Source organism: Spirosoma sp. KUDC1026 (assembly GCF_013375035.1).
Lineage (GTDB): Bacteria > Bacteroidota > Bacteroidia > Cytophagales > Spirosomataceae > Spirosoma.
This window is the reverse complement of record NZ_CP056032.1, coordinates 157,611-180,962: the sequence shown is the minus strand read 5'-3', so window position 1 is coordinate 180,962 and position 23,352 is coordinate 157,611. Positions and strand designations below refer to the sequence as shown.

Sequence of the window (23,352 nt, the reverse complement as noted above, 5' to 3'; positions counted from 1 at the left end):
TAAATTAGACGAACAGGATCAGGCCATGTCAACGACCCAGTCATCCTGTTCAACTACGGTGCCTTCTTTCAGAACGATCTTGCTGATCTTCCCTTCTTTGGGCGCCGAGACGATACTTTCCATCTTCATAGCTTCGATCACAAACAGTGGCTGGTTTTTCTTCACCGTGTCACCTTCCTGAACCAGAATCCGGGTCAGGCGGCCCTGCAGCGGGGCACCCACATCGCCGGGTTTGCTGACCTTGGCATTGATTTCTTTTTCGACTTTCGACGATTTATCACGAACCTGCACCTGTCGGCTCTGGCCGTTCAGTTCGAACGTAATGGTCCGCATCCCGAATTCATCGGGTTCCGATACGAACAGCAGCCGTACCAGAATAGTCTTACCGGCTTCAATGTTGATCAGGATCTCTTCGTTCTCCTTCAGCCCAAACAGGAAGGCGGGCGTCGGAATGATGCTGACATCACCGTACTGCTCGTTGGCTTTGTAGTACTCATCGTATACCTTCGGGTACATCTGGTACGACAGGTAATCCAGGAAGCCGTCGTTCTTGGGGTATTTCTCCTGGAACGTCTTGAAATCCGCGTCGAAATCGATTGGTTTCAGGTGCTCGTTCGGGCGACCCGTGATCGGTTCTTCGCCTTTCAGAATAATTTCCTGAATGTCTTTCGGGAAACCGCCAACGGGCTGCCCCAGAATCCCCTTCATGAATTCTTTTACCGACTCCGGAAAGGCCAGCGACTCACCCTGCTCCCGGATATCGTCGGGCGTCAGGTTGTTGGCTGTCATGAAAATGGCCATGTCGCCCACCACTTTCGAGGACGGCGTTACCTTGACGATGTCGCCGAACAATTGGTTGGCAACGACGTAGTTTTTCTTCAGTAGTTCGAACTTGTCGCCCAGGCCCGTTGCGTTGGCTTGTGGCCGCAGATTGGAATACTGACCCCCCGGAATCTCATTTTCGTAGACTTCCGCGCTGCCCGCTTTCATCCCCGACTCAAACGGATAGTAGTATTCCCGAACATCTTCCCAGTAGGTGGAATAGGCGTTCAGTGACTTCAGATCGATGGGACATTCGCGCTCGTGGTCCTGCATCATGGCCACGACGGAATTAAAATTGGGCTGCGAGGTCAGGCCAGATAAGGCACCAATGGCGCAGTCGATAATGTCGACGTTGGCGTCAACGGCTTTCAGGTAGGTAGCGGCCTGAATACCCGCCGTGTCGTGGGTGTGCAGGTGAATCGGAATATCGACGGCCTGTTTCAATTCACGAATCAGTACGTCGGCTGCCTGTGGTTTCAACAGACCAGCCATATCTTTGATACACAACAGATGCGCACCCTCGTCCTCCAGCTGGCGGGCCATGTCAAGGTAGTACTGCAGCGTATATTTTTTATGCTCGTTCGGGTTGAGCATGTCGCCGGTATAGCAGATGGCCGCTTCGCAGAGCGCGTCGGTGCGTTCCCGAACGGCTTTCATACTGACCTTCATCGCTTCAACCCAGTTGAGCGAGTCAAAAATCCGGAAGATATCAATACCCGTTTCCCAGGAATTTTCGACGAACTTCTCGATCAGGTTATCCGGATAGGCCGAGTAGCCGACGGCGTTGGAGCCCCGGAACAGCATCTGGAGCAGCATGTTCGGCATGGCTTCACGCAGAGCTTCCAGTCGTTTCCAGGGGCTTTCATACAGGAAGCGCATCGATACGTCGAACGTAGCACCACCCCATACCTCCATCGAAAACAGTTCGGGGTGGTTCTTGGCAAAGCCTTCGGCAACTTTCTGTAAATCCTGTGTCCGGACGCGGGTAGCCAGCAGCGACTGGTGACCGTCGCGGAACGTCGTGTCGGTGTACAGGATACTTTTCTGATCCTTTACCCACTGCACGAAGCCCTCGCGGCCCAGTTCTTTCATCCGGTCCCGATTGCCGGATGGATACGGGCCAAATACGTCGAAGGGCGGCACGACGGGCATTCGAAATACCTTGCTGTCGTCCTTCTTTTTAACCTCCGGGTTGCCGTTTACGATGACATCGCCGAGGTAATTGAGCACCCGCGTTGACCGGTCCTGCGGCTGTTTGAGCATGAACAGCTCGGGATGGCTCTCGATGAACGATACCCGCGCTTCGCCCCGTTGGAAGAGTGGATGGCTGATTACGTTCAGCAGGAAGCCAATGTTGGTTTTTACGCCCCGAATCCGGAATTCGACCAGCGCCCGCGCCAGCCGCTGGGAGGCACCTTTCAGGGTCCGGCCCCGCGCCGAGACCTTCACAATCATCGAGTCGAAGTAGGGCGAAATCTTGACACCCGCGTAGCTGCTGCCCTCGTCCAGACGGATACCAAAACCTGCCGCGTTCCGGTAGGCAATGATCGTCCCGAAATCGGGTTTGAAGCCGTTGGCGGGATCTTCCGTCGTAATCCGGCACTGGATGGCGAACCCGTTCAGCGGAATCTCATCCTGGTTGTGAATAAAGATACCATTGTCGGACAGTTTGTAGCCCATCGCAATCAGCAACTGCGTCCGCACGATGTCGATCCCGGTTATTTCCTCCGTGATGGTATGTTCAACCTGAATCCGGGGGTTAACCTCAATGAAGAAGATGTTCTCATTTTTATCGACGAGGAACTCAACTGTACCGGCGTTGGAATAATTAACCGCGCGGCCCAGTTGCAGGGCGTAGTCGTACAGCTTCTGCTTGGTTTCCTGCTTTAGTCCCAGCGACGGGGCAATCTCGACTACCTTCTGGAAGCGCCGTTGCACCGAACAGTCGCGTTCGTACAGGTGAACGATATTGCCGTGCTGATCGCCCAGCAGCTGTACCTCGATGTGTTTGGGTTCTTCAATGAATTTTTCGAGGAAGATAGTATCATCCCCGAATGCATTCCGTGCCTCGTTTTTGGCCTCGGTGAATGCTTTCTCGAAATCATCCGGCTGCCGAACCACACGCATACCACGTCCACCACCTCCGGCGGCTGCTTTTACCATGACCGGGAAGCCAATCCGTTCAGCTTCCTGACGGGCAAATTCCGGACTCATGTTCTCCTCGCGGGAGTCAGGAATAAGTGGTACGTTGGCCGTTGTCGCCAGGTTTTTAGCCCGGACCTTATCGCCCAGGGCTTCCATCGCTTCGGGCGATGGGCCGACAAAGATGATCCCTTCTTCGCGGCACCGGCGGGCCAGTTTGACGTTTTCGGACAGGAAACCGTATCCCGGATGGATCGCGTCAACCTGGTGCCGTTTGGCCATCAGGATAATACCTTCTACGTCGAGATAGGGCTTGAGTGGCTCATCATCCCGGCCAATCTGGTAGGCTTCGTCTGCCTTGTTGCGGTGCAGCGAATAACGATCTTCGTACGTATAAACAGCGACGGTGGTGATGCCCAGCTCGGTAGCCGCCCGCATAATACGGATGGCAATTTCGCCCCGGTTCGCAACCAGCAGGCGTTTAATCGGGCGGATGTATTCCTTCATGCTTTTCAACAAAATCGGCCTAAGGCTGTATTACGTTAAATGACAAGGCAAGATTGTTGAAAAATTTGGGAAACAGTGCGCTTTTTAGAGAAAGCTTAGCAAAATGCCCTGTATTGCCAAATGGGGTCAATGCTGATCAGCGTTGATTTACGAATGGCGAACGCTACGTTGTCTTACGTCCTGTAATGTATTTCCAGGCGGCATTGGCAAAGACGAGAGCCAGCAAACCCGGCAGGAGAATAACCCCGGCCCGGAAACCCGCACCGGTGAGTTTGTAAACCCCCGCGTTGTACTGGACGTAACTCTGAAAAAGCCAGAACACCGATGCCGCCAGCAAACCAACGGAAATAACGATACCGGCCGCCTGTCCCAGTCGTCCGGCAAACCAGGCAATCAGTTGAGCCAGCACAACGATCACGGCTACCGTACCGAGCGCTTTTGGAAACGTTTCCAGATACGAGTATTCAAAGAAAAACACGCCCGCCCGGCCAACGAGATTGGGGTGCGCAAGGAGCCAGCCGTCCAGCAAAACCAGGACGAGCAGTAAAACATAAAAGAAGGGATTTCGCATAAATCAACTCCGGTGAGTATTCAGGTGGCGAAAATAGTGAATGTCGACAGTGCAACGTATGGCGCCATACGTTTCGTGTTTATGAATCAGCAACTGATTTAAAAGCTAATACCGTGAATAATTTGGCTGTCATCAGCTGATTGTGCAGAATAGGAAAGTAATTTCGCCTATGCACAAAAATTTACGACGCTTCATCACGATTCTGCCATTGCTGGGCAGCCTAAGCCCGGCCTTGTTGGCGCAGTCAAAGAAGGTGGAATCCCGGGTGGAACCCCAGTTTGCCTACGCCGAACCGACGATCTCGCCCGACGGTAAAGAAATCGCTTTCATCTCCGGGGGCGACATCTGGACTGTACCCGCCGGTGGGGGAGAGGCTCGTTTGCTGGTCGCTCATGCCGACAACGAAACCCGGCCGCTGTACTCTCCTGACGGCCGTTATCTGGCGTTTGGCTCGACCCGCACAGGAAACGGCGACATCTACATCCTGACGCTGGCAACCGGCGAACTCCGGCGGCTGACGTACGATGACGGTCCCGAAACGCTGAACGCCTGGTCGAACGATGGTAAGATGGTCTACTTTCAGGCGGGTAGCCGGGATATTTCCAGCATGAATGACATCTACCGGGTAGCCATTTCGGGCGGAACCCCCATGCTCGTCACGGCGGATCGGTACGCCAGTGAGTTCTTTGGGGCGCCCTCGCCCGATGGCACAACGCTGGCATTTTCGGCCCGAGGTATCTCGGCCGCGCAGTGGTGGCGCAAAGGCAGCAGCCACCTCGATCAGACGGAAATCTGGACCTGTAAGATCGGCACCAAAAAAGGCGACAAGCCCACATACGAACGGGTAACCGAAGGCGGAGCCAAAGAGCTGTGGCCCATGTGGAGCGCTGACGGACAAACGCTGTACTACGTATCGGATCGTGGTGGGAAACAGAATTTGTGGTCAAAACCGCTGAAAGGCCAACCCACCATGCTTACCTCGTTCAAAGATGGGCGCGTACTCTGGCCAGCCATCAGCCACGACGGAAAACAGATTGTATTCGAGCGTAATTTTCAGATCTGGAAGTATGACGTAGCGTCAAAGCAGGCATCACCGGTAGCGATTCAGCTACGGGGCGCGGCCGCTGGTTTATCGGTCGATCACCTGAAGTCAACAAGCCAGTTTCGTGACCTGGCCGTATCACCCGATGGGAAGAAAGTGGCCTTTACGTCGCATGGCGAAGTCTTTGCCGCGTCGGCGAAAGACGGGGGCGATGCCGTTCGGGTGAGCAACAGCCCGGCGGTGGAGTCGCAGCTGGCCTGGACACCAAACAGCCGGTCGCTGATTTACGTCAGCACTCGTGGCGGTACGGCGAACCTGTTCCGCTACGATTTTGCGACCCGCGACGAAACCCAACTTACGGATGATAAACTGGACGATAGTGCGCCGGTTATCTCGCCCGATGGCCAGTTGGTAGCGTTTGTGCGAAACGGGCAGGAGTTACGCGTACTTGATCTGAGTAGCAAGAAAGAGCGACAGTTGTACAAAGGCTATCTGGGCCGGGCACCCTTTTCGAGTACGGGTTCTGTTGTCTGGTCGCCCGACGGGAAGTGGGTCGCGTTTGCCGCCTACGGGACCAAAACCTTCCGCAACATCTGGGTTGTTCCAGCCGCTGGTGGTGAAAGCCGCCCAGTTAGTTTCCTGGCCAATACGTTTGGCGGCAACGTCAACTGGAGCCCCGACGGCAAATACATTCTGTTCAATACCACCCAGCGGACGGAAACAGCGCAGGTAGCCCGGGTTGATCTGTTACCACGTCTGCCCAAATTCCGGGAGGACCAGTTTCGGGATTTGTTCAACGAAGAAATTCCGAAAACGCTGAAGCCCGCTACGTCGCCAACACCAGCCGAAAAAACAACGCCCCGCGATACGCTGGCTAGTGCAGACAAAGCCAAAGCTGGCGATAAAACGGCGACCCGGATTGTGTTTGATGATATCCGCCAACGGCTTACACTGTTACCCCTCGGCATGGACATCGATGCTCAGACGATCAGTAAAGACGGCAAAACGTTGCTAATTACAGCCAGCGTAGCGGGGCGGCAGAACCTGTACACCTACTCACTGGACGAAGGCAGCAATGAACGCGCCGTTGCCCGGCAGCTGACCAGTACGCCCGGCGGTAAAAGCAGCGCACAGTTTACGGCAGATGGAAAAGACGTTTTCTACCTGGAGCAGGGCCGTATCCAATCGATTTCGCTGGATAAACGCGAGCCGAAACCGTTGAGCGTAACAGCTGAGCAGGATGTTGATTTCGCTACGGAAAAGTTACAGATGTTCAGTCAGGCTTGGGATGTGCAGAATAAGGGTTTCTACGATCCCGAGTTTCATGGAACAAACTGGCAGGAGGTCCGTAAAACGTATGAGCCATTGGCCGCCGGTGCCCGTACTGCTGATGAGTTACGCCGGCTGCTGAATCTGATGGTGGGCGAGTTGAATGCCTCCCACTCGGGTGTTGGCGCACCGGCGGGGTCCGCAGATATTTCGACCGGTCGTCTTGGTCTCCGCTTCGACCGGATTACGTACGAGAATACCGGCAAATTACTGATTACGGAAGTAGTTGCCCTGAGTCCGGCGGCCATTGTCGGTACGATAAAACCCGGCGACTACCTGGTCTCTGTTGAAGGCACGCCAATTGATGAAAAAACGAATCTGGATCAACTGCTGAGCAATAAGATCAACCGACGCGTAACGCTGGGTATTGCGTCATCGCCTTCGGCAAAAGCCACCGAGGTGAACGTATCGCCGGTTAACCTGTCGACAGAGAAGGGTTTGTTGTATAAGCAATGGGTGCAGCAGCAGCGTGAGTACGTGGATAAAGCCAGCAAGGGTCGGTTGGGTTACGTGCACATGTTTGACATGTCGGCCGAATCGCTGAATCAGCTGTACCTGGATCTTGACGCTGATAACCACGCCCGGGAAGGCGTGGTCATTGATGTTCGGAATAATAACGGCGGTTTTGTGAACGCCTACGCCATCGACGTATTTGCCCGCAAAGGCTACCTGACGATGACCTCACGCGGTTTGCCCGCTGCCCCCGCGCGTACACAGCTGGGGCAGCGGGCGCTCGAAACACCAACGATTCTGGTTACGAACCAGCACTCGCTGTCCGACGCCGAGGATTTCACAGAAGGATACCGAACGCTGAAACTGGGCAAAGTGGTGGGTGAACCCACGGCGGGCTGGATCATCTTCACGTCGGCGGCTCAGCTCATCGACGGCTCGACCATCCGGCTGCCGTTCTCCCGCATTACCGACAATTCAGGCAAAAACATGGAACTGGCTCCCCGGCCCGTCGACGTTCCCGTTTCACGCCCGATCGGTGAGAGCTACACCGATAAAAATACTCAAATGGACGTAGCCGTCAGCGAATTGCTCAAGGAACTGGACGGCGCAAAAGGCAACAAGATGACAGGTAAATAACACAATCGGGGCCCTCAAATTGATTTGAGGGCCCCGATTAGGTAAGCAACGTGAGCTGCGGATGACTAATTTCTGTCATTCCGACGTTAGGAGGAATCTCCGATACTAGTAAAATCTAATCACTACTGAAGATTCCTCCTAACGTCGGAATGATAAAAATTTTCGTAGTTAAAATACTGTAAATGAGTTGTCTGTTCTGGCAAATCTCCGTGATATACGCTATAGACCTATCTGATTACTAGCTGTTCTCCAACTCCATCTTCAGGAACTTACCGGTATAGCTGCCTTTGACTTGGGCCACTTTTTCGGGGGAACCCTCGGCGATGATTTGGCCGCCTTTGTTACCCCCTTCCGGCCCCAGATCAATCAGGTGATCGGAGACTTTGATCACGTCCAGATTGTGTTCAATGATCAGGACCGTGTTGCCTTTGTCGGTTAGCTTGTTCAGGACGTCGAGCAGGTGCGCAATGTCCTGGAAGTGCAGCCCTGTCGTTGGCTCATCAAGAATGTATAGCGTCTTTCCAGTGTCTTTCTTTGACAGCTCTTCGGCCAGTTTGACGCGCTGCGCTTCACCGCCCGATAACGTAGTTGCGTGCTGGCCCAGCGTAATGTAACCCAGCCCCACATCGTTCAGCGTTGTTACTTTACGCAGAATCTTGGGTTGGCTGGCGAAGAATTCCAGGGCCTGCTCCACCGTCATGTCCAGTACGTCGGCAATGGATTTGCCTTTGAACCGGACTTCCAGCGTTTCTCGGTTGAAACGTTTGCCTTTGCAGGTTTCGCACACCACGTGCACATCCGGCAGAAACTCCATCTCGATCTTTTTCATGCCCGCGCCCTCGCAGTCTTCGCAGCGGCCACCCTTGACGTTGAACGAGAACCGACCCGGTTTGTAACCCCGGATTTTCGATTCGGGCAACTCGGCAAACAGTGTTCGAATTTCCGAGAACATGCCCGTGTACGTCGCCGGGTTAGACCGGGGTGTCCGGCCAATGGGGGACTGGTCTACTTCTATGACTTTGTCGATATGCTCCAGCCCTTCAACCGTTTTGAACGGTAGCGGTTCGCGCTTCGATTTGTAAAAATGCTGGTTCAGGACAGGGAACAGCGTTTCGTGGATCAGCGACGATTTGCCGCTGCCCGATACGCCCGTAATCGTTACCATCCGCCCAAGTGGTAGCCGAAGCGTTACGTTCTTCAGGTTGTGGCCCGTGGCGTTTTTAATGACGATGAATTTACCATTTCCTTTCCGGCGCTCGGTGGGAACGGCAATGGCCCGTCGGCCGCTGAGGTAAGCCGCCGTTGTACTGCCGTTTTTCAGAAATTCTTCCGGCGTACCAATGCCGACCACCTGACCCCCGTGCCGACCCGCACCGGGGCCGATGTCCAGGATGAAATCAGATTCGAGCATCATGTCCTTATCATGCTCAACAACCAGCACCGTGTTGCCCAGGTCGCGAAGGTTCTTCAGCGAATCAATCAGCTTGACGTTGTCGCGCTGGTGCAGCCCGATGCTAGGTTCGTCCATAATGTAGAGAACCCCGACGAGCTGCGTACCGATCTGGGTAGCCAGCCGGATGCGTTGGGCTTCACCGCCCGACAACGTACGTAACGACCGATCAAGCGTCAGGTAGTCGAGGCCGATGTCGAGCAGAAAGCCGATACGTTTCCGGATTTCTTTCAGAATTTCTTTACCAATGACGTTCTGGCGATTGGTCATCCGACCTTCCAGACCCGTGAACCAGGTCGTCAGTTCCGAAATGTCCATGCGGGCCAGCTCGGAGATGTTCTTCTGGTCGATCCGGAAGTACAGCGATTCTTTCCGCAGCCGGGCACCCTGGCATTCGGGGCAGGTCTTGACGACCATGAAGTCTTTCAGCCACTCTTGAATTTTGTCCGTGCTGTTTTCCTGCTGCCGTTTCAAAAAGCTGATAATGCCTTCGAAGCGGGGGGCGGGAGGTTCTGCTTTGCCTTTCTTCGGCGCGGAAGTTTCTTCCTCGTCGGCGCCGTACAAAAGTACGTTTAACACCGCTTCCGGGAATTTGGCAACGGGCGTGCTGAGGTTGAGCTTGTTGCGTTTGAGCAATGCTTCGATCTCCCGGAAAATCCATAATTCGCGGTACTCACCCAGTGGGGCAATCGCCCCTCGGCTGATACTCAGTGATTTATCGGGGATGATCGACTCTTCGGTGATTTCTTCAATCACGCCCAACCCGTTACAAACCGGACAGGCACCGTACGGCGAATTGAACGAGAACGAGTTTGGCGAGGGCTCGTCATAACTAATTCCCGACTCCGGATCCATCAGGTTCTGCGAGAAATACACCAGCGCCCCGGAGCCATCGAGCATTTGCATGGCGCCTTTGCCCTGTTTGAGCGCCGTTTGCACTGACTGACTCAATCGGTACCGATCTTCCGGCTTAGGAACGATCCGGTCAATGACAATTTCGATATCGTGAATCTTGTACCGGTCGAGCTGCATCTTCGGCACAATGTCCTGGACCGTACCGTCGACGCGCACTTTGGTGTACCCCATCTTGGCGATCTGCACGAACAGCTCGCGGTAATGCCCTTTCCGACCTTTGATAACCGGTGCCAGTAGGGTCAATTTCTGACCAGCGTACTGTTCCAGGATCGTATCAATAATCTGATCCTGCGACTGACGCTCCATTTTACGCCCCGTTACGTATGAAAAGGCTTCACCGGCCCGGGCGTAGAGCAGCCGCAGAAAGTCATAAATCTCCGTCGTTGTGCCAACCGTCGAGCGGGGATTTTTCGACGTAGTCTTCTGTTCAATGGAGATAACCGGGCTGAGGCCGTTAATTTTGTCTACATCGGGACGCTCCATGTTGCCGATAAACGAGCGGGCGTAGGCTGAGAAGCTTTCCAGGTAACGCCGTTGTCCTTCGGCATAAATCGTATCAAACGCCAGCGACGATTTACCACTGCCGCTGATCCCCGTCACGACCACCAGCTTATTGCGGGGGATCGTGACGTCAATGTCTTTCAGGTTATGTTCGCGGGCGCCCAGCACTTCAATATGCTCGTATCCCGTCAGGTCAATATCAGATAGTCCGGCCTGCTGTCCGGTTGCTTTTTCGTCGATCACGTTGTCGTTGGTTCGGCCCGCTGTTGGGACAGGCTTATTCTTAAAAACAACGTAAAACGGGCGGGGGGAGTTTCAACAGAAGAGACCAGATTCAGGCGAGGTATGCACGTATCAATCTGTTCCATTGATTTGCTGTCGCGGACCAGTCTCTACGGTAGCCAGATAGTTTTTTGTATTAAGTTAAAAACGCTGAACTATTTCAAGAACTTAACCCGGAGTACTTCTATTAAGTGGCTGACTGATTGTATGTTATAACGATGAGTCATTAGTAATAAACGGGTTGTGCCGATTAATCAACTTGGATAAGCGGCCAGAACGCCTAAATTTGTTAACTCGATTTCGCTTGCTTTCAGACCCGTCATGCCCGGTGCTGACCGGGTCTTCATCGTATACTATACAGCCACATTATGTTACAAAATGAAGTAGTTGAGCCGATTCTACAGGAAGACAAAGGCCGTTTTGTGTTATTTCCCATTCAGCACTGGGACATCTGGGAATTCTACAAAACGCACGAAGCATCGTTCTGGACGGCCGAAGAAATTGACCTCGGTCAGGATCTGAAAGACTGGGCCAGTCTGAACGATGGTGAACGGCATTTTATCTCGCACGTGCTGGCATTCTTTGCCGCATCGGACGGGATTGTCAACGAAAACCTGGCCGTTAACTTTCTGTCGGAGGTACAGTACGCCGAAGCCAAGTGCTTCTACGGGTTTCAGGTGATGATGGAGAATATTCACTCCGAAACCTACTCGCTGCTGATCGATACGTACATCAAAGATCCGGTAGAAAAAGACCGGTTGCTGAACGCCATCGACACCATTCCCTGCGTACAGAAAAAGGCTGAATGGGCGCTGCGCTGGATTGATAACGGTACGTTCGCCGAACGCCTGATCGCGTTTGCCGCTGTAGAAGGTATCTTCTTCTCGGGTTCGTTCTGCTCGATCTTCTGGCTCAAAAAACGTGGTCTGATGCCGGGGCTGACGTTCTCCAACGAGCTGATCTCGCGTGACGAAGGGCTACACCGTGATTTCGCGTGTATGCTTTATACCGACCACATCAAGAACAAAATGCCCGAATCGCAGATTTACGACATCATTCGTAATGCGGTGGAGATTGAGCAGGAGTTCGTTTCCGATGCGCTTCCTGTATCGCTGATTGGCATGAACGCCGAATTGATGAAACAGTACATTGCGTTCGTCGCCGATCACCTACTGGTGACCCTGGGTCTGCGTAAGCTGTACAACGTAGCAAACCCCTTTGATTTCATGGATATGATCTCGCTGCAGGGTAAAACGAACTTCTTCGAGAAGCGCGTGGGTGAGTATCAACGCGGTGAAGTCATGTCGAAATTCCGCTCCATGAAAGCACAGGCGCAACAGCCGCAGGGCGCTGAACAGATGACTGCGCAGCCAGTGGCCGAAGAACCGAAAGGGTTCATTATGGACGCCGATTTCTAAAATTCATAATGGGAGTTTTCTCAAAGGAAGAAGGCCCTGCACGAACGTTCTTCGGCAGGGCCTTCTTCCTTTTTGTTTGTCCCGATCGCTGGTTTCCTGCGGACTGAGTGACTACGGTTGTCGTTCATAGATGCTGGTCATATCATCCCGGAAGATTAGCTGGTAAGTACCTATCCGATCAGGTACATCAAGCGGAATTACGTAGCTGGCCGTTTTGTACCCATCGCTCACTACATATTTGGCGTTTTCCTGAGCCGCTAGCCGAAAGAACTCTTCCAGCGAAGCTGTTTCATGTTTTGCAGAGTAATAGCTTAATCCGTGAATACGATAGTTTTCTATTTGACCAAAAAAGAAGCTGATTGGAGCGATAACCTTTGTTTGCCGGTCAGGCATGTGCTGAGCCAGCGTATTGTTGTAGGCAGGAACGTAACGAGTGGTGTAATTCTCTTCCAGTACTTTTCCAATGCTGAACAGCGCAAAGCCATAGTAAATGATTAGCACACCCGTGCCGGCCCGTTGCTGCCAGACAGGGCTGTCTGGCAGATAAACGGTCAAGCATTGAGAAGCCAGAAGAACGAACCAGGGTACGAAAAGAATGTAATAAAAGTCAAAGTTGCTCTTGGTTAACAGCCAGAACGCAACAATAAGCAGCGTTAAATACAAGGGTACGGATTGGGAAAGCGACAGCGCTCGTCGGAAAATAAGCACACACAAAAGCACCAAAACGCTCAAGGGAACTTCTCCGTGACTATGAAAAAATAGTTGGTGGTAGTTGAGCATAACATACAGCTTGTCAATCAGCTTAAAATTGGATTGCGTTGCCGGATCGTTGACAAACTGATCAAGCATGGCGTTAAACTGATTGTCGGCCAACGCATCGAGGCCGTATATACTTAGGGTAAGGCCGCCGAATAAGCTGAACCAGATTACTGCTCGCCAATTCGTTTTTACCAGTAACCAACCAGCTCCCGCAACCAGATAAATTATACCGTTTAAGTGGGTCAGCGCGGCCAAACCCGCCAGGCAACCCGCGAGTAGTACATTGGATGGTTTGTTGTTCGGTCTGTCCAGCGCCAGATAAGAGCCTAGCCCGAACAGCATACACATGATCTCGGGCCTGTTGATTGAAAAATACCGGATGATCGCTCCACAACCGAAATACAGAATAAGAGCTAACAACTGCTGCTTTTTCGACGCTCGCTGGTTATAAACCCAGATCAGGTAACCAGCGATAAGCGCACAGAAGGTCGTAAGAAGCTTGCTGGCGGGTAGTGAGAAACCAAACAGCTTCATTACCAAAGCGCCCGCGTAAATAAACAGTTTGTGAAAAACATAGATCCGATCTTCCCAGCCGTTCAGCCCTCGGAACAACTCGGACCGAACCCACCCATCCCGCACTAGCCAGTAAGACTGTTCGGCAAACCAGGCGTCGTCGAAGTGCTCAGTCCGGTGGTAGCAGGTAAGCAGGAGAGCAACGAACAGGATAAAAAAAGCAACGGAAAATGTCTTCAACGAAGGGAAAGGAAACGACATTAACGTAACGGTTGGGTGAGTAGGGAATGCCTGAGGCAGAGCAGTCTAAACACGCTGGTACAGTTTCCAGTAGTCGGCGGCAACGGCGGCCCAGCTGAATTTCTGGCTCTGTGCCCGCAGCCGATCTGGCATGGTGGGGTCGTTTCGGTACGTGTCCATACCGTGGCGGAACGTCTCAACCACGGTATTTGGCTCGAAATCGGAAAAATAGAATGCTTCGTCGCCCCCTACTTCGGGCAGGCTGGTCAGGGTGGAAGAAAAGACCGGTTTGCCAAAAGCCATGGCCTCGACTACCGGAATGCCAAAGCCTTCGAGTCGGGACGGAAACAGGAGCGCGTCGCAGTTGGCGTAGAGCCACCATTTGGTCGCTTCGTCAACCGGGCCAGCGAGCAACACCCGGTCGGCCACTCCCAGCTGTTGCGCCTGCTCCCGAATCTGCTGGCTGTAAGCGGGTTTGTCTGGTCCGGCCAGTACCAGCCGGTATTGGGGAAACGCTTTCAGAATGGGCAACATCGTATGCACGTTTTTATACGGTTGCATCATCCCGATAAAGAACAGAAAGGGCTTGTCTGGCTTGATAGTTGGAGGCTGGGTTGGTAGACTGCTGGGGGTATTGACACCGCAATAAATGGCTTCAACGGGTGTCGTCGGAGGGACGTTCAACTGTCTCTTTACGTCCTTGGCTACGTAGACCGAAATGGTCGTTATGACCGATGCCTGATCAATGGCGTGCTGATAGCGTCGTTTCTGCCTGGCTTTCCGTGCATCTGAGTATTCGGGCATGGACAGGTAGTTCAGGTCCAGAATCGTGTAAATCAGCTTGCTCTGGCGTTGCGGCAAAAACCGGGATCCCTGGTACAGGGAATGCCACACATCGAACGACCAGGGGTGCAGCACCCGGCGCCAGCGACTCGCTACGATGTATTTTGCCGATGGCCCAAAAACGCCTACCTGATCCTTGGGAACCAGAAACGTAATCTCCCAGCCCGGCGGTTGCTGCCGGACCAGTTCGAGGCCCAGGTTCAGACAAACCTGTCCTAATCCGCTGGTGAGGTTAGACATCCGTTCGGTATCGAGAAAAAGGCTGGGCATGCGGCTGGTTAGGATCAGTAAGCCGCAAAATTGGCTAAAAATGGGCAGTTTTCAGAAGCCGGACTCTTCGCTGCCCAAGACCGAGAAGATCAGGTCTGATTCATACCCTTTGCTGAGCGCATACCGCACGAGTTTTTGCTTGATCACCAGTGGATTGTCGTCGCGCAGGCTCCGGCGTTTTTTGTCGAGCAGTTCGGTCAGCGTGGTCTGGTAATCGTCGGGAGCAATCTCCTTCATAGCCTGGTCGAGGTTATAACCCGTGATGCCGCGTTGCTGTAGATGTTGCTTGATTTTCCGTTTTCCCCAGCTTTTAACACGAAATTTTCCTCCGGCAAAACTTTTGGCAAAACGCTCTTCATTCAGGTAGTTCTGCTGAATGAGTTCGGCAATCACCTCCTCCGCATCATCTCCTAATACACCCCAATCTTTCAGGCGGTCGCGAACTTCCTGCTGCGTGCGTTCCTGATAGGCGCAGAACAGGGCGGCCTTGCGCAGGGCGTCTTTCAGATAGTCGGTCATGGTACCAAAAGAACAAAGAAACGTCCTGAATACTTCCCCGAATTACGACTTCAGCAGATTTTCCAACGCCCGGTTCAGATCTGCGTATTGATACTGGAAGCTCGTTTCGTCGGTGATACGTTTGTTGAGAACGTAGTTCCCGCCCGTGACGGTCGTCGCCATTTCACCGAACATCAGTTTGATCGCGAACGCCGGAATATTGGGTAGAATTAGTGGGCGACGCAGAACTTTGGCGATGTCGCGAGTTAGCGTTTCGTTCGTTACTGGACCCGGTGCTACGGCGTTATAAACCCCCTGCCACGACTCGTCCTCAACAGCCTGGATAAAGAGTCGGCATAGGTCGTCGAGGTGAATCCAGGAAATATACTGTTGCCCGGAAGCCAGCGGAGCGCCAGCACCCAGCCGGATTGGTTGTGCCAGTTTAGGCAGAGCCCCGCCGTCCTGCGCCAATACGACGCCAATCCGCAGCTTCACCGTCCGGATGCCGAGGGCAGCTACCTGATCTTCGGAGCGCTCCCAGGCACGGGTGACCTGCGCCAGAAAATCAGAACCACCGGAGCTGGTTTCGTTCAAGGGACGGTCGCCGGTATCACTGCCGTAATAGCCAATGGCCGAGGAGCCAATGAACGATTTCACTTTATGCGGATTTTTGGCCAGCGCCTGCGCCAGCAACGCTGTGGATTGCGTCCGGCTATTGAGAATTTCTTCTTTCCGGTCATCGGTCCATCTCTCATCAGCCACACCCGCCCCGGCCAGATGAATGATATGATCGGCCGTCATGATTGCCTGCGGATCGAGATGACCTTTCTTGACGTCCCATTGATAGACGTTAACCCCCGGAATTGATTTCGTTGACCGGCTGAGGTAACTGATCTGGTACCCCTGTTGCTGTAATAACTCTGTCAGACGACGGCCAATAAGGCCCGTGCCGCCGGTAATAAGGATAGTCTGTTTCATCCGGTGAGTATGTAAATAGTACTATTTATGTACTACATAACCGACTAGGATGCATTGGGTTTACCAAAACAGAAGGCTTGTGCGCTAGGGGAAGAGCAAACAGAAATTAACTAGCTGTGAGTCAACAATGGAATAGTTTTACATCCGCCACTCTTTCGGCAAGCCGAGCTGGCGGGCGTACTGCGATGGCGCAGCGTAATGAACCCAGCCCAGCAGCTTATTGATTCCATCGGAAAACTCGATGTAGTAGTCGGGATCAAGCTTCTCCGCTTTTTTCAGCACCTGCTCCGCACGCTTGGCGATGTATTCGGCGGCTTTGTCGGTGCGGGAGTTGTATTTCTGAAGCAGATGAGCGTTATGTTCGTAGAACGTATTGAGCATGAGCAACATCAACTCCACCTCGCCGTATTTATCCTTCGTCACTTTCAAGTGGCGCGTGATGTAGCCGCTGACAGTCCGCATGTCCATCATGACCCAGCCGGCCGAATCCTGCCCCAGGTTCGCCGTCCGACGGATAAACTGCCGGATCAGTTCGCGCCGTTCTTCAACGGTGTTTCCTTCTTCTACCAGCTCGAACTGAAGCTTTTCGGTGAGCGTCGCATCTTTGGCAACCAGACGCAGAAGGAGTTTATCTTTCTCCCCAACCGGCATCCGGACAATGGCTTTTTTGAGTTCAGGATCAAGAGGCATAAGTAAAGAGCGAAAGAATGAAAGAGCGAAGAAAACAGGATTAGCGGAAGAAACGAAGAAAATGCGTCAGCAATTCGTTCCGCTTCGATGATCCGGACGATTCTCACTAAGAGCGGTTATAAACAATCAAATGGCGGACAAAAGCAACGTATATATCGCTTGAGAGTTGAGAGTATAAAAAAAGCTATTTATGGTAATCGGTAAGCAACCGTAATTGATGTAAGGAGAGTAGCATGTAAAAAAGATCAATGAGTTTGTTGTTTGTGAAATATACTTTTTGGTATATTTACGGACTGATTAATGATCGATACCATGCTGACGAAAGCCGAAAGAACAAAGCAGTTTATTCTGGAAACGGCAGTTCCCCTGTATAATACAAAGGGAATCGCTGGAGTAAGCATAGACGATGTGCTTGCTGCTACAAAGCTGACGAAAGGCTGCCTATATGGGCATTTCCAGAGCAAAGAAGATCTCTCTGAGCAGGTCATCGATTTGGCACTGCGTAAAACTACCGACCGAATGCGCCAGGCTATTTACAACGCCAAAACGGCAAAAGCGAAGGTGTTTGCCTTTCTGGATTTTTACAAAGATCCAATCCAGACCTTTATTCCAGGTGGGTGCCCTATTTTTAATACGGCTGTCGAAGCTGATGACAGCTACCCGATTATCAAACAAAAGGTGGCCTCTTTGATCAGAATCGGTCAGCAGGAGCTTACGCAGGTGCTGGAAGCCGGTATTCAAAACGGCGAATTCCCGACCAATCTGGACCCGAAGGCCTTTGCCTTTAAACTCGTGGCTGCGGTAGAGGGCGGGCTCATCATGTGCAGAATCCTGGACTCCGTAGGGCCGATGCAAACATTGATTAAAAGCCTGAAATCGGAACTGGCCCAATACAAGCCTTAATTTTTTTTGTCAAAAAATAGACCAAAAGGTATAAAATGAGCTAAGAGAATTACACACAATGATTACCCAACTATTGATTAAACCACATTTTTAAGAATCAAAAATCATGAAAACAACAGGAAATGCCGTATTTATTAGCGGAGGTAGCGCAGGCATTGGGCTAGCGATTGCCAAAAAACTGAGCGCAGCGGGCAACAAGATCATCATCAACGGACGCAGTGCCGAACGGCTGCAAAAAGCTCTGGGCGAACTGGAGAATGCGGTAGCCATTCAGGGCGATCTGTCGCTGGAAGCGGACCGGATTCGGATCGCCCGTGAACTGGCAGAACAGCATCCGGACGTCAATATCGTTGTCAACAATGCGGGGGCTGCGTTTATGAACAACCTGAGCGACAGCGCCAATAACACGGCCGAGAAAGCCTACCAGGAGATCAATACGAATTATTTGAGTATCGTTGATTTTACGTCGAAACTACTGCCCCTGTTACTAATACAGGACGATGCGGCCATCGTCAACGTAACGTCTATTGCGGTTTTCCGGGGTAACAAATACCTGCCGACGTACTCGGCCAGTAAGGCCGCTCTGCACAGCTACACCCAGGGCTTGCGCGATACGTTTGCCGACAACGATAAACTGAACATCTACGAATTATATCCGCCCCTGGTTAATACGGAATTTTCGGCCGAGATAGGGGGCGCCAAGGGCATTCCAGCGTCGGAAGTAGCCGACGAACTGTTTCTGGCGCTGGCCACCGACCAGTTTGAGGTGCCGGTTGGCGATGCCAAACGATTTCATCAGTTAGCTGAGTCGCTTTCAGCCAATAGCCATTGAGCACGGTCTGCCAGCCATTTTCTACAATTAGAATTTACTAAGCACGGTCATGACAACCCACCAGTCAACCTATGCCACGGTACCCACCGAGTTCATCACCGCTGCCAACGGCATCACGTTCGCTTATCGCCGGCTTGGTCAGAAACAGACGGTTCCGATCATTTATTTCGGTCATTTGACGGCCAATCTGGACAATGCCGACCCCAGCATTATGGATGCGCTGGCCACCCGGCACGAAATCATTTCATTCGATTATCGGGGCGTAGGTGCTTCGTCGGGCGACGATGCCGAATCCATTGCCGATATGGCGAAAGACGGACTGGCATTTATCAAGGCGCTGGGCTACGAAAAAGTAGATATTCTGGCCTTCTCGATGGGTGGTTTTATCACGCAGGAACTGATGGCGCTTGAACCTACTCTGGTGCGGAAACTGATTCTGGCCGGCACGGGTCCACGGGGGGCGAAGGCATCAGCGATGTCGTCGGGCTTACGTACCTGGACATGGCCAAAGCATTATTTACGTTCGTTGACCCTAAATATTACCTGTTTTTCAACTCGACCGACTCCGGTAAACAGGCCGCGCGTCTGTTCCTGGATCGCCTGAAGGAGCGGACCGAAAACCGGGATAAAGAGGTCGGACTTAGTAATTTACAGGCTCAACTCCACGCCATTAAGGTATGGGGACATGAGTCACCCGCCGATCTGTCGGGATTCACGCTGCCCGTGCTGGTGATCAATGGCGACCACGACCGGATGGTGCCCACGTCCAACTCCTACGATCTGGCCAAACGGCTCCCCAACGCGCAGTTGCACATCTACGAGAATTCCGCCCACGGCGCTATTTTTCAGTATCACGATGATTTTGTAAAACGCGCACTGACTTTTTACGCAGCCTGATCCGGTCAAACCCCTAACCAGAAGGACCGAAACAAATCCTCACAAAAAATCAATCACTATGAAAGCATTCCTGATTAACAAATACGATAAAGCGGGAGTCATGCAGCTCACGGACGTACCCGAACCCGGGGTCAACGATACAGACGTGCTGGTGGACATTCATGCGGCCGGGCTGAATCTACTGGACACCAAAGTAAAAGCCGGCGAGTTCAAGCTAATTCTACCCTACAAACTCCCCCTGATCATGGGCCACGACGTAGCGGGGGTCGTTACGCAGGTGGGAAGCCGAGTGAAGAAATTCAAGGTTGGCGATGAAGTCTACGCCCGGCCAGCCGACGGCCGGATTGGTGCCTTCGCTGAACACATTGCCATTGATGAAAACGACGTAGCCCTGAAGCCCCAAAATATTTCGATGGTAGAAGCGGCTTCCCTGCCGCTGGTTACGCTGACCGCCTGGCAGTCGCTGGTCGAGCTGGCTCACCTGAAAAAAGGGCAGAGCGTGTTCATTCAGGCGGGTTCCGGTGGGGTTGGTACCGTCGCCATTCAGCTTGCCAAACACTTGGGGGCAAAAGTGGCAACCACCGCTGGAGCCACTAGTTTCGACGCTCTGAAAAAGCTGGGCGCCGATGTGCTGGTCGATTACAAGACTCAGGACTTTGAAACGATTCTGACCAACTACGACGTCGCACTGAATAGCCAAGACACAAAAACCCTCGAAAAATCGCTGAACGTAGTGAAACCCGGCGGCACGGTTGTCTCCATTTCAGGCCCGCCCACGGGCGATCTGGCGGAGCAGAAAAACGCGCCCTGGTTCGTAAAAATCGTGATGAACTTACTGAGCATGGGTATCCGGCGAAAAGCCAAAAAGCGGAACATCGATTACCAGTTCCTGTTCATGCGGGCCAACGGCCAGCAACTGACTGAAATTGGTAAACTGGTGGAAACCGGCGTCATCAAACCTGTAGTCGATAAGGTCTATCCGTTCGAGCAGGCCAACGACGCCTTGGCTTACGTGGAAAGCGGCCGGGCCAAAGGAAAAGTAGTCATCAACGTAAAAGAATCATTCAATTACTAATTAGAACGGCTTTCAGCGGGTAATCAGTCTCGTAGCTGATGGCCTGCCCGCCGACGAACTGATGGTTGGCCTGGCAATCGGCATCTAGAGCATTGTAAGCCTGAGAAAATGTGGAAGCTATAACTAACCGCCTTAATTTGCTTTTTACGCCGAGATTATATCGTTTTAGTATAGTTCAGATCAGTGAAAAATGGGAACCTAGTGCCGCCATCATACCCCTACCATATCACTTTCGTCGGCGCGAATTTTGTCTTCGACGTAAGCGATGATATCGGCGGCAATGTCCAGGCCGGTGGCGGTTTCGATACCTTCCAGGCCAGGCGATGAATTGACTTCGAGCACCAGCGGCCCCCGGTCGGAGGGAAGCATATCAACACCCGCGACTTTCAGGCCGAGGGCGCGGGCGGCTTCGATGGCTGTCTGCTCCTCGTCAGCCGTTAGCGTAACGGGCACCGCATTACCGCCCCGGTGAATATTAGATCGAAATTCCCCCTCGATTCCCTGCCGTTTCATGGCTCCGACCACGCGTCCGCCGACGACAAACGCGCGAAGGTCTGCGCCTTTGGCCTCCGCGATGAATTCCTGCACCAGAACGTGTTTTTTTAATCCGTAAAAGGCTTCGATGGTTGACTTAGCGGCTTTGGCTGTTTCGGCCAATACGACACCGATGCCCTGGGTTCCTTCGAGTAATTTGATGACGACAGGCGGCCCGCCCACCAGTTCGATCAGCCTCGTTACGTTACCGTTTTTGGGGTGATTGGCAAAGACGGTTTTGGGCAGTTCAACGCCCGCTTTGGATAGCACCTGTAGGCTCCGCAATTTATTTCGTGACCGGCTGATGGCCTGCGATTTGGCGGTAGTAAATACCTTCATCATCTCAAACTGCCGTACGATGGCACAGCCGTAATCGGTCGCCGACGCGCCAATGCGGGGAATGATGGCGTCCACGGAGGTAAGTTCCTGACCTTCGTACAACACTGAGGGTTTGCCGCCTTCGATCATGACCTGGCAGTTGAGGTGATTCACCACAATAGCCTCATGCCCTCGCTGCTGAGCGGCTTCTCGCAGCCGCCGGGTTGAGTATAGTGTCGGACTGGTCGATAGGATGGCGATACGCATCTGGAAAAGATTGGTCAGAGGTCCGTCGTTAGGCCGACGGGCCATCGGTTGAGTTTGTCGAAGAGTTTTTTTGTTGCGGGCGATTCTGCTGTTTGGCCGTGTACGAAAGGTCTTTCTGAGCTACGTCGACCACAAAGCGGTTACGTAACAGCCGACGACCCAGTAACACCGGAAAGCGAAGCTGCTGCCGGTCGGCCAGGGAAAATTCGGTTTGAATAATTTCGCCGAACAGAATAAGGCGCAACTCGATGACGTATCGTAATTCAGCCACGCCGAATGAGTTACGGATCATCCGCTGGCTGTACTCGTGCCGGGTGAAGGGCCGGGAAACCTGCCCATGCTGGTCAATAGTCCGGAAATGCAGGATCGAATGCGTTTCGGACTGAACAAGCCATACGTCGTGGCAATGCAGCGCCGAGGTCAGCGCTCCCGTATCAATTTTAGCTGGCACGTCGGTCAGGCCCAGATCCGGGAAGTCGACCCGGTCAGTCATACCGATAATCCGGTTGGGCAATACATCGCGGGCTGTCATACCGGTTAGGAACGAATCAATCGACTAAATGTCAAGGATATATCCAGCATCAGCATTTTAGCGCGGGCGTTCCGTTCGAGGTGGTACAGGGCCTCGTTCAGGTCAGCCACGATCCGCTCGATGTGCTGGATGGTCAATACTTTGGCGAAGTTTTTTACGAACGCCAGTTCATCGTCGGGCAGACGTAGCAGGGCACTGGCTCCCTGCTGCCACAAAAACAGATCGCGGTACAGGCGAAGGCTGTACTCGAGCACGCCCTTTTGTTTCTCTTTGCTGAAACCGTCGAACTGGTCGGCCTGTTTGACGAGCGAAATCAAATCCTGCCGGTAGCAGGTGCGCATCCACTCCGCAAACCAGGTGTGCGTATCCGAACTTTCGCCCCCGCTGGTTTCGGTTCGACTACGTTGCAGGGCTTCCGATAGATCGCCGTCGGCCAGATAGGCTAGCCGCCGGGCGGTGGTTTCGTCCATATTCTGATGCTGCCGCAGGTACGTAGCGACTTCCTCATCCGAAAAAGCCGATACGGCTACCCGCTGCGTTCGGGACAGAATCGTGATCAGAAGTTTGTCTGACTGGTTCGTTACCAGCAAAAATAACGTCTGTGCCGGTGGCTCTTCCAGGACTTTCAGCAGAGCGTTGGCCGACGTAACATTCATCAGCTCGGGCAACCAGATCAGCATGAGCTTGTACGCTCCTTCGTACGACTTCAGTGACAGCTTTTGCAGGATGTTCCGGGCTTCTTCGGCTGAGATGTTCCCCTGCTTATTATCGGCCCCTGTTGTTTCGAGCCACTCCGACAAAGTCCGGTACGGTTGGTCGAGCAGGAATTTGCGCCAGTCGGCGAGGTAAGCTTCGGACGTTTTTCCCTTCGCCATATTGGCGACTGGGAAAACCATGTGCAGGTCGGGGTGGACGAGCTTCTGCATCTTCACGCAGGACGCGCACCGACCGCAGGAATCGTCCGGCTGCTTGTCTTCGCAATTGACGTACTGGGCCAGCGCCAGCGCCAGCGCCAGATTAGCGCTGCCCTGCGGCCCGTCGAACAACAGGGCGTGGGCCAGATGGTTCGTCTGCACCGCCCGTAGCAGCAACTGTTTGGTGTCGTCCTGACCAACGATTTCGTTGAAAAGCATAG

At 53.0% G+C, this 23,352-nt stretch carries 18 protein-coding genes; 7 read left to right on the top strand and 11 right to left on the bottom strand.

Features of this window, described 5'->3' with window-relative positions; genetic code table 11:
• Window positions 1-18: 18 nt before the first annotated feature.
• Both HU175_RS00730 and HU175_RS00725 read right to left on the bottom strand, forming a co-directional pair.
• Entirely contained in the window at window positions 19-3,471 is a 3,453-nt protein-coding gene (locus HU175_RS00730) for a pyruvate carboxylase (protein ID WP_176564763.1), read from the bottom strand.
• Window positions 3,472-3,634: 163 nt separating this feature from the next.
• Window positions 3,635-4,042: a hypothetical protein gene (locus tag HU175_RS00725; protein ID WP_176564762.1), complete on the bottom strand. Its 408-nt coding sequence runs from the start codon at window positions 4,040-4,042 to the stop codon at window positions 3,635-3,637.
• Between the two features lie 169 nt (window positions 4,043-4,211).
• Between HU175_RS00725 and HU175_RS00720 the strand changes: the two genes are divergently transcribed.
• Window positions 4,212-7,502, top strand: a complete 3,291-nt coding sequence (locus HU175_RS00720) for a S41 family peptidase (protein WP_176564761.1) — start codon at window positions 4,212-4,214, stop codon at window positions 7,500-7,502.
• A 238-nt stretch (window positions 7,503-7,740) separates the two neighbouring features.
• Here the strand turns inward: HU175_RS00720 and uvrA are convergent, their stop codons facing one another.
• A complete protein-coding gene (gene uvrA / locus HU175_RS00715; protein WP_176564760.1) occupies window positions 7,741-10,611 on the bottom strand; it encodes an excinuclease ABC subunit UvrA in 2,871 nt (956 codons plus the stop codon).
• 407 nt (window positions 10,612-11,018) lie between these two features.
• Between uvrA and HU175_RS00710 the strand changes: the two genes are divergently transcribed.
• A complete protein-coding gene (locus tag HU175_RS00710; protein ID WP_176564759.1) occupies window positions 11,019-12,068 on the top strand; it encodes a ribonucleotide-diphosphate reductase subunit beta in 1,050 nt (349 codons plus the stop codon).
• 111 nt (window positions 12,069-12,179) lie between these two features.
• Here the strand turns inward: HU175_RS00710 and HU175_RS00705 are convergent, their stop codons facing one another.
• The 5 genes from HU175_RS00705 to HU175_RS00685 form a co-directional block, all read right to left on the bottom strand.
• Window positions 12,180-13,580 (bottom strand): ArnT family glycosyltransferase, encoded by a 1,401-nt coding sequence (locus HU175_RS00705; RefSeq protein WP_176564758.1) that lies wholly within the window; start codon window positions 13,578-13,580, stop codon window positions 12,180-12,182.
• Between the two features lie 66 nt (window positions 13,581-13,646).
• A complete protein-coding gene (locus HU175_RS00700) occupies window positions 13,647-14,693 on the bottom strand; it encodes a glycosyltransferase family 4 protein (protein WP_176564757.1) in 1,047 nt (348 codons plus the stop codon).
• A 51-nt stretch (window positions 14,694-14,744) separates the two neighbouring features.
• Complete coding sequence (locus HU175_RS00695; protein ID WP_176564756.1) at window positions 14,745-15,212, bottom strand: regulatory protein RecX; 468 nt, start codon at window positions 15,210-15,212, stop codon at window positions 14,745-14,747.
• Window positions 15,213-15,254: 42 nt separating this feature from the next.
• Complete coding sequence (locus HU175_RS00690; protein WP_176564755.1) at window positions 15,255-16,169, bottom strand: TIGR01777 family oxidoreductase; 915 nt, start codon at window positions 16,167-16,169, stop codon at window positions 15,255-15,257.
• A 138-nt stretch (window positions 16,170-16,307) separates the two neighbouring features.
• A complete protein-coding gene (locus tag HU175_RS00685; protein ID WP_176564754.1) occupies window positions 16,308-16,859 on the bottom strand; it encodes a hypothetical protein in 552 nt (183 codons plus the stop codon).
• 312 nt (window positions 16,860-17,171) lie between these two features.
• Here HU175_RS00685 and HU175_RS00680 point away from each other — a divergent pair, with 312 nt between their 5' ends.
• From HU175_RS00680 to HU175_RS00665, 5 genes are all read left to right on the top strand, one after another.
• Window positions 17,172-17,762, top strand: a complete 591-nt coding sequence (locus HU175_RS00680; RefSeq protein ID WP_176564753.1) for a TetR/AcrR family transcriptional regulator — start codon at window positions 17,172-17,174, stop codon at window positions 17,760-17,762.
• Between the two features lie 106 nt (window positions 17,763-17,868).
• A complete protein-coding gene (locus tag HU175_RS00675; RefSeq protein WP_176564752.1) occupies window positions 17,869-18,594 on the top strand; it encodes an SDR family oxidoreductase in 726 nt (241 codons plus the stop codon).
• 49 nt (window positions 18,595-18,643) lie between these two features.
• Window positions 18,644-19,198 (top strand): alpha/beta fold hydrolase, encoded by a 555-nt coding sequence (locus HU175_RS00670; protein ID WP_228724277.1) that lies wholly within the window; start codon window positions 18,644-18,646, stop codon window positions 19,196-19,198.
• A complete protein-coding gene (locus HU175_RS24735; protein ID WP_228724276.1) occupies window positions 19,096-19,491 on the top strand; it encodes an alpha/beta fold hydrolase in 396 nt (131 codons plus the stop codon). Before HU175_RS00670 ends, HU175_RS24735 begins: the two co-directional genes overlap by 103 nt.
• Before the next feature lie 58 nt (window positions 19,492-19,549).
• The gene (locus HU175_RS00665; RefSeq protein WP_176564751.1) at window positions 19,550-20,566 is read left to right on the top strand and encodes an NADP-dependent oxidoreductase; all 1,017 of its coding nucleotides are present in this window, start codon (window positions 19,550-19,552) and stop codon (window positions 20,564-20,566) included.
• 210 nt (window positions 20,567-20,776) lie between these two features.
• Here HU175_RS00665 and rimK read toward each other — a convergent pair whose 3' ends face one another.
• From rimK to holB, 3 genes are read right to left on the bottom strand one after another with little or no spacing between them, the layout of a single operon-like run.
• On the bottom strand, window positions 20,777-21,685 hold the full coding sequence (gene rimK / locus HU175_RS00660) for a 30S ribosomal protein S6--L-glutamate ligase (protein ID WP_176569079.1): 909 nt from the start codon (window positions 21,683-21,685) through the stop codon (window positions 20,777-20,779).
• Between the two features lie 28 nt (window positions 21,686-21,713).
• Complete coding sequence (locus tag HU175_RS00655; protein WP_228724275.1) at window positions 21,714-22,217, bottom strand: ATP-dependent zinc protease; 504 nt, start codon at window positions 22,215-22,217, stop codon at window positions 21,714-21,716.
• A 5-nt stretch (window positions 22,218-22,222) separates the two neighbouring features.
• Window positions 22,223-23,350 (bottom strand): DNA polymerase III subunit delta', encoded by a 1,128-nt coding sequence (holB, locus tag HU175_RS00650; protein ID WP_176564750.1) that lies wholly within the window; start codon window positions 23,348-23,350, stop codon window positions 22,223-22,225.
• Between the last annotated feature and the right edge of the window lie 2 nt (window positions 23,351-23,352).